Below are 13,052 nucleotides of genomic sequence, written 5' to 3' on the forward strand. Positions count from 1 at the left end.
GTCCCTTTCGCGAGGACACCCCCATGCCCGACCCCTTCGCCCTCAGTGGCCGTGTCGCCCTCCAGCGCACCGCGCTGCCCGAAGTCTCCCTCTCCGCCACGCCGGACGCGCCCGACGCGAAGGCCGCGACGCTGGAGAACCTGGCCGGCACGCGCGCGAAGCTGGACCTGGACACCACGGTGCTCCGGGCGCTGGACGTGCGCATCTCGCGCCTGCCGCCGGTGCCCACGGTACCCGTGACGCTCCAGGACCTGGTGCGCGCCGCGCGCCGCAGGCTCGCCTCCGAGCGCCAGCGCGACGTGGGCATCTGGGTGGACACGCGCGTGAAGCTGGCCACGCGGCTGGTGCAGAAGCTGGAGGAGTGATGCGCAAGCTGCTCGAAGCCAGCATGGGGCAGCGCTGCTACCTCTTCACCACGTTGGGCCAGGTGTACGTGGGCCTGGTGGTGGAGCTCATCGACGACGTCGTCCACCTCACCGGGCCGGATGGCGCCACACCCGTCTACATCAACCTGTCGGACGTCTCCGGCGTGCGCCAGTACGACGAGGACGACGACCTGGGGAGCGCGCGATGATCGAACAACTGCTGCAGCAGCTCATCGAACGCACGGAGAGCCGCTACTTCGGCAAGTACCGGGGCTATGTGACGAACGTCTCGGACCCCCTCAACCTGGGGCGCATCCAGTGCGTGGTGCCGCGCCTGATGGGGGACGTGGCCACGGGCTGGGCCATGCCGTGCACGCCATACGCGGGACCGGATCAGGGCCTCTTCGTGGTGCCGGACGTGGGCGCGGGCGTGTGGGTGGAGTTCGAGGGCGGAGACCTGTCCCAACCCATCTGGAGCGGCATGTGGTGGGGGCAGCCCGCGCTCGCGGACCTGGGCCAGCCGGACTCCACCGCGCGAGTGGCCCCGGACGTCAGTGAGATTCCCAAGCACGACTACCCGCCCCAGTCCGCGGTGCCGGGCGTGCGGATGCTCAAGTCCGCCACGGGCCACTACATCGTCCTGGACGACCGGCCGGAGACCGCGCGCGTGGAGATCCACGACCGGCAGGGCAACCGCGTCATCCTGTCCGCGGAAGGCCTGGACCGGCTCATCAGCAACGAGCGCACGGTGAACGAGGGCAACCGCTCCGCGGAGGTGGACGGCGACGACCACCTGGAGGTGGCGGGCAAGCAGGACGAGACGGTGGACGGCAGCCACACCCGCGACGTGGGCGGGGATGTGTCGCTGCACGTGACGGGGTCGCTGACGGAGAAGGTGGACGTGGCGGGCTACTCGCGCACGGTGGGTGGCAGCGGCCTGAAGGAGATTGTCGGCGGCCCGCGTGAGGACCGCATCCAGGGCAGCCTCACGCGCATCGTCTCCGGCGCGTCGCAGGAGACGGCGGTGGGGGGCTTTGGCGTCACGTCCGGCGGCAACGTGAACCTCGCGGCGGGCAAGGCGGTGAAGGTGGCCGCGGCGATGCCGGACCTGCCGGGCCCGTCGCTCAACGCCGTCTCCATCGACGCGCTGGCGGGCAACGTGTCCATCAACACGATGCTGGGCGTGTGCCAGATGGGAGGCCTCACCGCCATCTCGCCCATGGTGTTGGGGGACGGGCTGGCCATCCACTTCACGATGCTGGCGCAGATCCTCAAGGCGGTGAACCCGATGACGGTGGCCGCGTACGGGCCGCTCCTGGATGTCTGGGCGGCGATGACGCCGATGCTGGACTGGTCCTACTTCGGCTTCGTCAAGCGCATGCCGGTGGGGTGACGCGATGCAGGCTCCTGACTGGAAGCCATTGGAAGCCTCGGTGCTGCGCGAGCGGCTGGAGGAGGTGAAGGCCCTGCTGCTCCAGGCGGCGGCGGTGGGCGTGGCCCAGGACGCCGAGCGGCTGGAGAAGCTGATGGAGCTGGAACAACGCACCCGGGAGGACGCGCGTGGCCGAGTTCAACGACGCCGCTATCGCTGAGCTCCACGGCGCGCTGGAGGCCTGCTGCGAGGACCTGGCGAAGGCATTGGAGGATGCGGAAGGCACGGACGCCACCGGCACGGACGCCGGGGGCGGGCCCGCGTGGCGGCCGCTGCTGATCGGCGTGCCGCCGGGGTTGGCGCAGCTGGTGGGCATCATCAAGCCGCCGCTGCAGATCATCATCGCGGTGCTCCAGTTCGTGCAGGCGCTGCTCCAGGCGCTAGCGGCCATCCTCCTGGGGCTGCCGGATCCGTTCCGGGCGCTCATCCTCGCGGCCTACGAGCTGCTCAAGGACATCATCAACGACCTGCTCAACGCGGGCGCGTACCTCTACGCGGACGCACCGGGCATCGGGCCCACGGAGACGAACCTGGCGGAGACGGGCTTCATCCCGAACATCCCCAAGGACTTCAAGGCGGGCTTCGCGCTGGAGCGCCCGCCGGTGACGCCGGACGGCTTCGCGCGCTGGGCGGGGCGGTTCGTCGCGTCCTTCGATGATCCGGGGGATGACTCGCGCCCGACGGTGACGGACGGCGCGCCGGTGCAGGCGGTGTTCATCGTGATGGCGGCGCCGTCGCTGGATGCGCTCCGGCAGGCGCTGTACCTGCTGGGCAAGCTGCTCAACATCAGCGCGTTCAAGAAGGCGTTCGAGAAGTACCCGAAGGGCGCGCTGGATCCACGCCGAAGCCGGGCGCGCGGAAGGTCGGTGAAGCCGGACTGGAAGTCCGCGCGCATGCGCGACCTGTTCCCGGACCTGGAGAAGCTGCTCATCCTCCCGGAGGCACTGAGGGCGCTGCTCCTGTCGGTGGACAACCTGGCGACGCTGCTCCGGAGTCTCGCCGCCGCGATGCAGGACAAGGTGCAGGTGTTGATGAAGCTGGCGCAGGCGGTGCAGGCCATCATCGACCTGCTGAACGCGCTCAAGTCCGCGGGCATGTACGCGCTGCCGGTGTCCACGACAGGCGGAGTGGCGGGGCTGAAGCAGGCCTTCCTCACTGCGACGAACAGGCCCCCGGGAGGCTACGTGGGAGGCATCTGCCTGCTGGCGGCGGGGCCCAACCTGGCGAAGGCCGCGATGCTCTGGGAGCTGCTGGGCCTGTCGTCCGCGATGGAGCTGGCGTCGGGAGACCTCACACTCCAGGACGTGAAGAAGGCCCTGCTGGAGAGCGAGGCGGCGCAGGTGCTGGAGGCGAGCGGGGACGAAGTGAAGGACGCCTGGGGCAACCTGAAGACGACAGCCCAGAAGCAGGCGGACAAGTTCGTGAACGCGGTGGAGAAGGCGCCCGAGCGGTTCGTGAAGGCGTTGGGGCGCACGCCAGATGAACTGAAGGCCGCTGCCGAGCGGAGCCGCGCCGCGCTGGTGGAGGTGCTGGACCAGTCGAAGGAGCACGTGGAGGAACAGAAGGAGATCCTGGAGGGCATGGCGTCCACGAAGCACGCCCAGCGCCGGGGAGGGCGTTCGCTGGCGATCGGCTTCGGAGGTCCGGGCGCGTCCGAACGTCCGCCGAGTCCGCAGCCCCCCGCGGCTGACACATCCACGCCGCCACCGAACACGCCAAAGAAGGGAACCGGCCCGTGAGCGCGGTGACACGCCTGAGCGCGGAGCTGGACGGCTGGACAGCGGCCTGGAAGCAGCTGGAGGCGTTCCTGGACCGAATGGACGGCGTGGCGGATCAGGACGCGCCGCACGTCCAGACGGTGTGCGCGCTCCTGCCCGTGTTCAACGTCATCGAGCGGGCCCGTCGTCGCGCGGTGGGCATCGCGCTAGCGCCAGCCCTGGCTGCCGCGCCCCGGGGCGAAGGACTGCCGAGTGTGTCCGTCGGTTCGCTCGTGGGGAGTGAGAGCCGGCTGCCGGGCGTGGAGGAGTTGGAGTTCGCGGTGGGCACCATCGGAGCGGATGGAGACGGAAAGCTCACGGGGGCGGCGGTGCTCGCGGGCACGGTGACGCTGTTCGCGTTCCGCGACGAGAAGCACGGCGGTGAGGTGGCGGTGCGAGTGCCCACGTATGACTTCGGGCCCCTGTCGGTGAGCGGCACCGTGGAGGACGCCATCGACGCGGGGCTGTTCACCACGGACCAGCGGAAGGATGCGGCGGAGAGCGGCGTCGCGGAGCTGGGGACCTGGACGGGCCTGCGCACCACGAGGCGGGCGGAGTTGAAGACGACATCGGAGACGGTGTCCCTGAGCAGCGTGCTGGATGGGCTGAGCATCTCGTCGGCATCCAGCGCCTTCGACCCGGTGGCGTCCGGGGCCTCGACCCGCCAGAGCGAGTGCCTGTCGGACCGGAACGTGCTGCTCCAGGCGAAGGCCACGCTTGAGGAGCAGGGCGCGGCACCTGAGTTGACGGATGCGCTCCAACGCGCGGCGGACTCACTTCAGGCGTCGGCGACGGACTACGGCGCGGTGGCCACGGCGCTCCATCCGCCACGCACCGTGACTGCGTCCGTGTCGGGGCTGGCATCGTTGAAGACCACGCTGCGGAGGGCGGATTCACCGGGCATCCCCGGCCAGCTGTCCAACGAGCTGACGACGTTGGACATCGAGGCAGGGAAGGGAATGGACGAGGCGGTGGCGTCGCGGCTGGCATATCCGGACGGGTCGCTGCGGATGCTCCGGACGTTGGAGTGGTCGCTGCGCTTCCACTGGGTGTTCCGTCAGCGATGGTTCGACGTGCGCAACCGGGCTGCGCTGGCACCGCTGCTGAAGCTCGTGCTGAAGCCATTCTGCGACAGCCTGACGCGAGTGCTCGCGGGACAGTCCACGGGAATCCCGCTGGTGGGACCGGTGGCCCTGGTGAAGGACACGCTCACGCAGGCGACGGCGTTGTCGGTGACGCCTACGGTGGACCTGGGACAAGTGCAGCCGGGACATGTGGCGAACGTGGGAGGGGACCGGCCCACGCTGGCGCTGGTGCTGGGCTGGGAGGTGAAAGGAGCCGAGAAGCGGCTGATCATCGCGCCGCTGAATGTGTCCATCGCGACGGATGCGAAGCTGCCCGGAGTCGCCGGAATGGTGAGGGGCGGGTCGCCCGTGAGTGGAAGCGCGGTGTCCATCTCCACGCAGGAGTTGATGGATGGACACGCGGCGGCGGGTCCGCAGGCGGACGGGGTGGTGCAGGAGATCATCGCCCTGGGCGCGAAGCTGAACCTGATCCTGGGGCAGGGCGGCGGCGCGCTGGGTCTGGTGCCGTCATCGGTGGCCGCGCCGTATCCAGGCCAGACGTTCAAGTTGCTGCCGCCGGTGGAGGTCGGCGCGACGCGACTGTTCCTGGATGGCAGCCCGCTGACGAGCACATCTGGCTCGAGCAAACCGGTGCAGGTCGCAAGGCCGGGGGAGCTGTTGCTCGTGCGCGGAGCGGACGACGAAGGGACGTGGTGGCAGGGAGTGGCCACCGTGGACACGGTGGACGTGCGCACGGGCGCGGCGGCCCGAGCGGACGACGAGGTGACAACGACGCCCACGCCGCTGTGCTGCGAGGACGACGAGGAGGTCGTGGTCATCACGCTGCGCGATCTGCAGATGCCCAAGGCGCTGGTGCGCGACGTGACGCTGCGGCGCGACTTCAAGGGCTTCGGAGGCCCGAGCCTCGCCACGGGAGTCATGCTCCCCATCGAGCTGGATTCAGGCACGGCCAACATCACGGTGCAGGACGGCGGCGTGACGAAGACGGTGTTGAGGGACCCGGAGTTGAGAGCCGCGACCACGGTCCTCAAGTCCTGGCTGGGAGTGCCGACATGAGCGAAGCCAGAGACGACCTCTTCGCGGTGGCCGCGCTGCTCGCGGAACTGGACCGGGTGCTCCATCCCCTGGAGCGGGGAGAGCGCGGGGACTTCAAGGTGGATCCACCGCTGCCACCGTCCCGCCCAACGCCGGGAGCGCGAAGGCGGGAAGGGGAGTCAGGCCGCGCGGTGAAGACCGCCTCTCCCTCGACGGGCCCCAGGTCCATGGGGCTCACGGAGCCTGACAACGCGGCGCCACTTGTGCTCAAGCGTCCTGAGCGGGTCGAAGTCCCGGCCGTAACGGAACCCATCGCACCCATCCGCCGTCGCGTTCCCCGACCTGTCGGCACGTCGGCACAGCTCAAGGAACCAAGGCCACCGGTCGAACTCGTGACCCGAAGCCCAGACGGGCAACTACCTCCCACGCTCGCGCTCCCCGTTGTCCCCAGCGCCCCAGAGGTTCAGACGGAGGTCACGGAGCCACGACCACGCCGTCCTCGCACCGCGGGCGGGGATGTCACTTCACAACGAAGCGACCGGCCCGAACCTGAAAGCCAGAAAGCCCTTGAGGTCCCGCTCGCCGTCGAAACACGCGTGAAGGCCCCAAGTCCGCGAAGGAGCCGGGTGCCGAGACCCGCCGTGGAGAGGAACGCCGAGCCCCCACGGATCAGCGCACGGGTCCCGGAGTCCTCAACACGCCGTCATCGCTTCGCGCGCGCCACCACCCAAGCGTCGCCACAGGCTCCCCCAGTGGAGCAAAGGGAGATGCCGCCACGGGCATCGCCACGGAGGATCCGGACACCCAGAGCCGTGGATCGACGGCCAGCACCGGACACCCGAAAGGTCCCTCCGTTCCAGGAGGAACTCGGGCCACGTCGTCACGACAGACCTGAGTCACGGACTCCGCATCCTTCCCAATCGGAGGAACGGGGCGAAGCCATCCTCTCCCCATCACCGGCCACGAGGCACACAGCACCAGTCCCGGTGCACATCGAAGTGAAGACGTTGCTTCCTCCGCCGCGAGTCCAGGCACCGCCACGGCCTCAAGCACTGGATGAAGAACCCGTGTGGGAAGAAGCGCCGGAACACGAACTGGAAACAAGCACACGGGCCTTCTTCATGAACGGCCGTCGCCTCACGGCGAGGGACGCCGAAGCGCTCCATCAAGCAGAACAGCGACTGCGGCGCCGGATGGTCGGCCGTTCGCTGTGGAGGAGGCGAGGATGAACGCACTTCCTCCAAGACAGAGATTGGGCCACCTGCTGCGCTCCCTTGCGAAACAGCTTCCGGGCCAGCTCGACGGCCTGTTGGAGAACGCCAGGTTCAAGGACGGCGCTGCGGCGCTCCAACGACTGACGGATCCGGCGCACGTGGAGCAGGCACTGACACGCATGTCGCCAGAAGAAGCCGGCTGGTTCGCAAACCTGCTCACCGAGCGCTGGTCCTGGATCGCCGAAGTCCAACTGGAGCCCGAAGTGGCCATCGTCGCGCCAGACGAACTCTGGCTGGGCGCGGAGCCCATCCGCGTGCCGTTGTCGCTCGCGGCGGTGGGGCTGGACGAAGGGTTCGAAGCGGTCTGGGAAGGCGCGGTCCTCCCAGGTCCACCCGCAGCCAGTGCCACGCTCCTGGCGAGACCCCCCGAAGGCAAGGCCCCCGGTGTCGCCCGGGTCCGCGCCCAGGTCCGAGCGAGCGTGAAGGGTCAGCGCTGCGTGCTCATCGCGCAGGCGCAGGTCGCGCTGAGGAGACCGTCGGTGGTGGTGAGCGACGACCGGCGCAGGCTGCTGGTCCAGGACCACGCGGGACGTCCGGCCGTGGGCTGCCGTCTGGAGATCGGCCCAGACGTGCACCTCACCGGCGCGGGGGGCCTGGTGGACCTGGAAGTCCCAGCGCAGCCCGGTGTGTCGCTCAAGCTGGAAGGCATCCCGGCCGGACGCATTCCCGGAGGCAATCCATGAAGACAATCACGCCCCAGACGCGGAAGACACCCGAGCGCAAGCCCACGATGAACAAGGCCATCGCACCGACACAGCAGCCCAAGGCGGACACAGCCAGGGCCCAACTGGGAGCCACGGCCAAAGGGCCCACCATGAAGGCCGCAGCGGGAGGCAGCTTCAAGGCGAAGAGCGCGCCCCGGGTTGCGGCGAACCCCAGCATCCGGATGCCCAGGAAATAGGCTGCGCATGTGGTTGAGAGAAATATCGTGCCACGCTCATGATTAATGAACCTTGGGCGGAATCTTGCCTGAAAACAGGCAGTCGGCAATCGAATCCCAAGCGCTCCTTGTCACCCGTGTTGCTGCAGATTTGCAGTCTAGAATCAATCGGCAGACCTGGAGGTACTGCTCGAAGACCGGCGCTTGACCGTTCCAGGTTTTCAGTTGTGCGGGTAGGCCAAGAGCCGAACTGTATGTGCTTCGCACTGCACTCCAGTGCTCGGCCAATTCGTTCGGTGTAGATGCTTCTCGTACTGGTTTGAGCACCACCATCAAGTCGCTTGCCGCACGTGTCCAATCGCCAATCAGGAGGTTCGACTGTGCTAGCCTTGAAAATGTGGCCATGAGCCTCTCGCCACAAGCCAGCAGTGCTTGACCATTGATGTTGGGGGCGATTCTTGTGTCTCCTTCTGGAGCTTGGATGAGTACAGGGGCGAAATCAACTGTCGATTGGCTGTCTGGATCAAGGCTCGTTGCAAGCTCCCTGGTCCACAAATGGTTGTAGCTCCTGTGTCTGTCGACTGTTTTTGTTAGCGCCTGGGCTCGATCGATGGTGTTGGGTTCAAGAATGGCGTTTACAAGGGATGAGAGAGTTGTGTAGTCGCGAAGAAGGGTGATTGCGAAAGCTCGATGTGCGGCTGTCCGCATCGAATCGGATGCAGGTTGAGCATGCGTGAGTGCCCAGGTGAGCGTGAGTTTGAGGTGTGTATTTTGATTGGCCAAGCCACTGGCGGCCTCCGTCATTTTGGCGAGAAAGAAATCCGCCTTTCCCTCTAGTCCTGCGATGAGTATGAACACTTCGCGCCATCGAGCATCCGTGATGTGTAGTTTTATCGCTTCGAGAATTTTTTTGTTCTGCACATGCCAGCAAGCTGTCAAGTACTCTTGAAGGGTCAGATGAGAGAAGGACCATGCGTCTTGAGCTCGCTGAACTAGGAGTCCTTGCTGAATCTCAATTGCCTCTAGAATTAAGTCGCTATCGATCTGCTTGGGTGCCTGAAGCTCATTTTTGAGGAACTGCGTAATGGCTTCGGTCAATTCTCTCCGATTGAAGAAATAGCGGTCGGCCTTGAAGGCAGGCGCTGCAATTTCGGTCAGCATGCCGACCTCCAGGCTGGGATGTAGGTCGCGATAGATGGGATTGTTGTGGACGCGCTTGTTGTTCGCCCATCTGAATAGAAGAATTTCAAGTGCTTGACGATACAATTCGCTTCTGTTGGGAGGGAGGCGCATTGTTTCGTCAAATGCGAGGCATAGAAATGTCAACAGGAGTGGTGTGTTGGCGAGTTCTTTTGATGATATGTTTTCTGGATCGTTAATGAGCCTCAGGAATTCGCCGGCGGTGTTTTGCTTCTTGTCGTTTTCGCTTCTAAACCAGCCGCGAACAAAAGTTGATATTTGCTTGTCGTCGAAGTCTGCGAGCAGGACGTCCGTGAAGCGAGTAAGGAAGTTCTTGTAGAATGCCGTCCGGCATGAAATGACGAATCGGTTTCGACTGTGTTTGTCGATGAAATCTCTGATGTGGGCAATGGCTGCGTCGAGGCGATCGCCTGGAATTTCGTCAACACCGTCGAATAGAAGTAGGAGTTGACCTTTAGCTAGTAGTGCGGTTGTAAGTTCCTTTGATTCAGGTAGGCCGCATACTGCGATTTCATCCGCGACAAGAGCGCCGAGGTCAATTTCTTCTGTGCGAAATCTTCGAAGCTCAATAAGGACAGGTAGGTGGTCGTGCGTGTATCTGCTGTTCGCTTCGTCGCTCAGTCCTGGTTTAATTCCAAGATGAACTTTGAGGGCGTTGGTCCATGTCCGCCGGGGGAGCAGTGCTTCAAGACCCAAGCGCCTTAGGAATGTGGATTTGCCTGCGCCGGGCGCCCCTAGGACATTTAAGAATTGCTCTTCATTGGCTAGATCAAGACAGTCGCGCTTGCTTGCTGTGTATGTGCCCTGGGGGAGTCGTTTTTTCCCCTCTCGCTGGAAGGACAGTTGCAGTTCGTCGATCGAGCGGTAGTTGCTGATTGTGCGAGGGGATAGTGCCTGTGCTGCTACGTATATTTCCCTGATTGGTATAGGTTCGTCCATATTGAGGACTTTCATGTCCCCGTAGCGTTCAAGAAAATTCCGCGCGTATTTTTGCATGCCCTGCTGGACGGCATTCTTGTCTGACAGGAGCGTGCTAATGCTTTTGATGGAGCTGGTGATGAGTTGGAAGGCGACGGCGGCGCTTTGTTCGACGAACTGGTCTTCGATTGTTCCGGACATGGTTCTTGTCTGTTTGGCTGGGTGGTTGGATTTTGTTATTGTGGTGTTTTTTTGTTGCTGAGGGTCCAGCGCGCAGATCCGGCCTTGGCGTTTGATGAGGGCGGGCTGGGCTGTGAAGAGCATAGTGGTTGTGATTGGCCACCCAGAAGCAGTCGCTTGCCTGTGGCTCTGTCCTCTACCCATTGAGGAATCGACTTTGTAATGCCGAGCACGCCCCAGGGCGAAGCCCGCGAAGCTCCGTCGTCCCGCATCGAATTGCCCCAGGGGAACAGCCGCCCGTCCGGCCCACGGGCGGCCATCTCCCATTCCTCGCTGGAAGGCAGCCTCAGCGCCACGCCTTCAATGCGTGACAGCGCCGCGCACAGCGCTTCTGCCTCCGCGAAAGTGCACGGCAGCGACTCCTCCGCGTCCGGCCCCGCCGTGCCCACCGGTCCCTGCGAAGCCGCCATCGCCCAGGCCGCCGCGGCCCGGCTCACGGGAACCCGAGCAACGAAGAACCCCGGAGACATCACCCGCCGCAGCGTCGGCCCCGTCCCCAACCAATGCTCCACCGGAGGCACCCAGCGCGCCTCCAACCCGGAGCGGCGCAGCCGGTACGTGCCTTCCCGTTCCACCACCGCTTCGGGCAGTCCCACCGGGCGCGGCCCCGGATCCACCGGCGTCGTGAGCGCATGCAACAGCAGCGTGGGGTCGTCCCGAACATCCGCGGGGCCCGACAGCGCGCGCAGCAGCGGAGCCATCCGCTCGCGCTTCGGTGAGCCCTCTGGAGGCAGCGGCCGGCCCGCGAGCACATGGACCACCAGGTCCCGCAGGTTCGAATAGAACTGCCGGTCCCTCGGGTCCGCGCCCTCCCGCGTCGACGTAGGCATCCGAGCCTCGCGCAGCGCCGGCAGCACCTCCCTCGCCTGGAGCCGGGCCGCCGCCATCACCGCCGTCACCCGAACCTCCGCGTCCGCGTCCACCAGCGCGGAGCGCAGCACCGCGTCGACGTCCGGATTGGACGCCGCCTGATCATGGATGAGCCAGCGCAATACCTGCCGCCGCTGCTCCTCCCCTGGCAGGTGCGCGAACAGCACGGAGCGGTCCGGGTGCGCCTCCTTCTCCGCCTTCAACCGCGCGAACGCTTCCTCCGTCCCATCCGGCACCAGCGACGCCAGCACGCGCTCCGCGGTCCGAGACACGCTGAACTCCGGATGGAAGCGCAGCGCCGCCACGCGCTCCATCGACGAGCGCTCGCGCAGCGTCTCCGTGGCCAGTAACCCCAGCAACACTTCCCGCGTCTCCGACGAAGCCAGCAGCGCCGCGAGCGCCGGGGCCTCCATCACCGGCACCGCCTTGCGCACGGCCACCCATTCCCCCACGGCGTCAGGTCCGGAGAACTCCAGCACCCGAAGCCGGAGCACCGGGTTGAACGTGTAATGGATCGCCGAGTCCGTCCCGCGCTTCACGTACACCGCGAACTCCGGCTCGCCTGGGATGAGCGGAGGCGTCTGGCTTTCGGACTGGACGAACCAGCCCAGCGCGGACAGCACCCGGTCCATCGCCTCGAAAGAAACCTCAGGCCGGGCGACAAGGGCAGGGGAGCGCATCAGGCCGGTTTCACGAGTGCATGCAGCGACTCACCCACCCGCGCCACCGGCCGCCCCTCCACGCCCACGAAGTACGCGCGAGCCGCCCAAAGCAGGTCACTCCACGAGACCTGCTCCGCGGCCTTGATCTTCGGAAAGCCCTCCACGAAGGACTCCCACGCGGGCCGCACCGCTTCAGACGGTGCCCCGACCTTCATCGCCGTCGCCAGGTAGCGCACGAAGCCCTGGACGTTGAAGCCGAACTGCTCCCCGGGCGTGAGCGTCGCCGGAAGCTTCCCACCCCCCACCAGCTTCGCCGCCAGGTCCGGCTCCCCCAGACAGAGCGCCACCAGCCCGCAGCGATAGAGCAACACGTCATCCAGCTTCTTCACCTTCTTCGCGAGGGCCTCCAGCCACGCCTTCGCGGGCGAAGCCGTCACCATTCCCTGCGCGGCCCCGCACGCTTCCGCCGCGTTCACGAAGGACAGCACCTGGAGGGCGACTCGCGGCGGATCCACCGAATCGAAGAACCCCCCGGCCTGCTCGATTCCGGCCGCACACAGCGGCACCAGGGGCGCGGCCGCCGTGCGGGCCTCCTCGGCTCCCGTCAACACGATGAGCGACGCGAGCACATCCGCCAGCGTCCGCAGGTATTGAACGGGCGTGTTCGCCTTCGTCAGCGCGATGGGCGAGAAGCGCTTCATGAGCTCGCGCGCGTGGGTGTCCTCTCCCCACTCGGCGGAGAAGATCCCGGCCCAGGTGCCTGGAACGTTCACGGGGATTCCAGCCATGTCACTCCGCCTCGTTCACGGCTGCTGCCGTTGCTGGAAGAGGGCCATGTGGTGCTTCCACAGGGCGCGGTGCGCATCTTTGACGGTCGTCGCGGCGCGCTGCAATCGCTCGAAGAGGCCACCGTCCTCCGCCTCCTCGCGCAGCTTCGAGACGAACTTCGTCTCCGTCTTCAGCCCCGCATCCTTGCTCCGCTGGAGCCGCGCCAGGTTGCCCGACTCCCAGGCCTCCAGGTCCAGTTCGCGCGCCAACGTCAGCAGCGTGTCCACCTCCGCCTCCGTGCGGGTGAAGCGCTCCAGGAACCGCTCCACCGTTCCGTATGTCTTCTTCTCCTCCGGCGCGCCGGCCTCGGTGAGCAACAGGCTCTTGGCCACGCCCACGTCCAGCCTGGGGATGCTCCGCAGGGGCGCATCACAGAAGGGACAGGCCGACGGTTCCTGGAGGACGGTCCGCCGGCCTCCGGTCAGGTCCACCCGGTTGTGGACGGTGAACGTGGAGCCGCACACGAAGCAGGTGACGGAGGTGGAAGGAGCGACGCGCATGTCGGA

Annotated in this window: 12 protein-coding genes; 8 read left to right on the plus strand and 4 right to left on the minus strand. The window is 66.1% G+C overall.

Translation table 11 applies throughout. The features are described from left to right. Window positions 1-23 precede the first annotated feature (23 nt). From D7V77_RS01615 to D7V77_RS01645, 8 genes are all read left to right on the plus strand, one after another. On the plus strand, window positions 24-365 hold the full coding sequence (locus D7V77_RS01615) for a hypothetical protein (protein ID WP_120574507.1): 342 nt from the start codon (window positions 24-26) through the stop codon (window positions 363-365). Next, on the plus strand, window positions 365-574 hold the full coding sequence (locus tag D7V77_RS01620) for a hypothetical protein (RefSeq protein ID WP_120565664.1): 210 nt from the start codon (window positions 365-367) through the stop codon (window positions 572-574). The genes D7V77_RS01615 and D7V77_RS01620 overlap by 1 nt, the downstream gene beginning before the upstream one ends. After that, window positions 571-1,758 carry a phage baseplate assembly protein V gene (locus D7V77_RS01625; protein WP_120574508.1) on the plus strand — a complete coding sequence of 396 codons (1,188 nt, stop codon included), beginning with the start codon at window positions 571-573 and terminating at the stop codon, window positions 1,756-1,758. The genes D7V77_RS01620 and D7V77_RS01625 overlap by 4 nt, the downstream gene beginning before the upstream one ends. Window positions 1,759-1,762: 4 nt before the next feature. Further along, window positions 1,763-1,957 carry a hypothetical protein gene (locus tag D7V77_RS43135; protein WP_147451951.1) on the plus strand — a complete coding sequence of 65 codons (195 nt, stop codon included), beginning with the start codon at window positions 1,763-1,765 and terminating at the stop codon, window positions 1,955-1,957. Further along, on the plus strand, window positions 1,926-3,536 hold the full coding sequence (locus D7V77_RS01630; RefSeq protein ID WP_120574509.1) for a hypothetical protein: 1,611 nt from the start codon (window positions 1,926-1,928) through the stop codon (window positions 3,534-3,536). Before D7V77_RS43135 ends, D7V77_RS01630 begins: the two co-directional genes overlap by 32 nt. After that, a complete protein-coding gene (locus D7V77_RS01635) occupies window positions 3,533-5,695 on the plus strand; it encodes a hypothetical protein (protein WP_120574510.1) in 2,163 nt (720 codons plus the stop codon). The genes D7V77_RS01630 and D7V77_RS01635 overlap by 4 nt, the downstream gene beginning before the upstream one ends. 1,204 nt (window positions 5,696-6,899) lie before the next feature. Further along, the gene (locus D7V77_RS01640) at window positions 6,900-7,631 is read left to right on the plus strand and encodes a hypothetical protein (protein WP_147451952.1); all 732 of its coding nucleotides are present in this window, start codon (window positions 6,900-6,902) and stop codon (window positions 7,629-7,631) included. Continuing rightward, window positions 7,628-7,849: a hypothetical protein gene (locus tag D7V77_RS01645; protein ID WP_120574512.1), complete on the plus strand. Its 222-nt coding sequence runs from the start codon at window positions 7,628-7,630 to the stop codon at window positions 7,847-7,849. Before D7V77_RS01640 ends, D7V77_RS01645 begins: the two co-directional genes overlap by 4 nt. 42 nt (window positions 7,850-7,891) lie before the next feature. On the opposite strand, the gene D7V77_RS43140 is transcribed toward D7V77_RS01645, so the two are convergent. From D7V77_RS43140 to D7V77_RS01660, 4 genes are read right to left on the minus strand one after another with little or no spacing between them, the layout of a single operon-like run. Further along, the gene (locus tag D7V77_RS43140; RefSeq protein ID WP_147451953.1) at window positions 7,892-10,147 is read right to left on the minus strand and encodes an NACHT domain-containing NTPase; all 2,256 of its coding nucleotides are present in this window, start codon (window positions 10,145-10,147) and stop codon (window positions 7,892-7,894) included. A gap of 35 nt (window positions 10,148-10,182) precedes the next feature. Next, window positions 10,183-11,736 (minus strand): SUMF1/EgtB/PvdO family nonheme iron enzyme, encoded by a 1,554-nt coding sequence (locus D7V77_RS45650; RefSeq protein ID WP_120574513.1) that lies wholly within the window; start codon window positions 11,734-11,736, stop codon window positions 10,183-10,185. Then, window positions 11,736-12,506, minus strand: coding sequence for a hypothetical protein (locus D7V77_RS01655; RefSeq protein ID WP_120574514.1), 771 nt, complete (start codon window positions 12,504-12,506; stop codon window positions 11,736-11,738). Before D7V77_RS01655 ends, D7V77_RS45650 begins: the two co-directional genes overlap by 1 nt. A 15-nt stretch (window positions 12,507-12,521) precedes the next feature. Then, window positions 12,522-13,046 (minus strand): hypothetical protein, encoded by a 525-nt coding sequence (locus D7V77_RS01660; protein ID WP_120574515.1) that lies wholly within the window; start codon window positions 13,044-13,046, stop codon window positions 12,522-12,524. Window positions 13,047-13,052 lie beyond the last annotated feature (6 nt).

Source organism: Corallococcus sp. CA041A, assembly GCF_003612075.1.
Classification (GTDB): domain Bacteria; phylum Myxococcota; class Myxococcia; order Myxococcales; family Myxococcaceae; genus Corallococcus; species Corallococcus exiguus.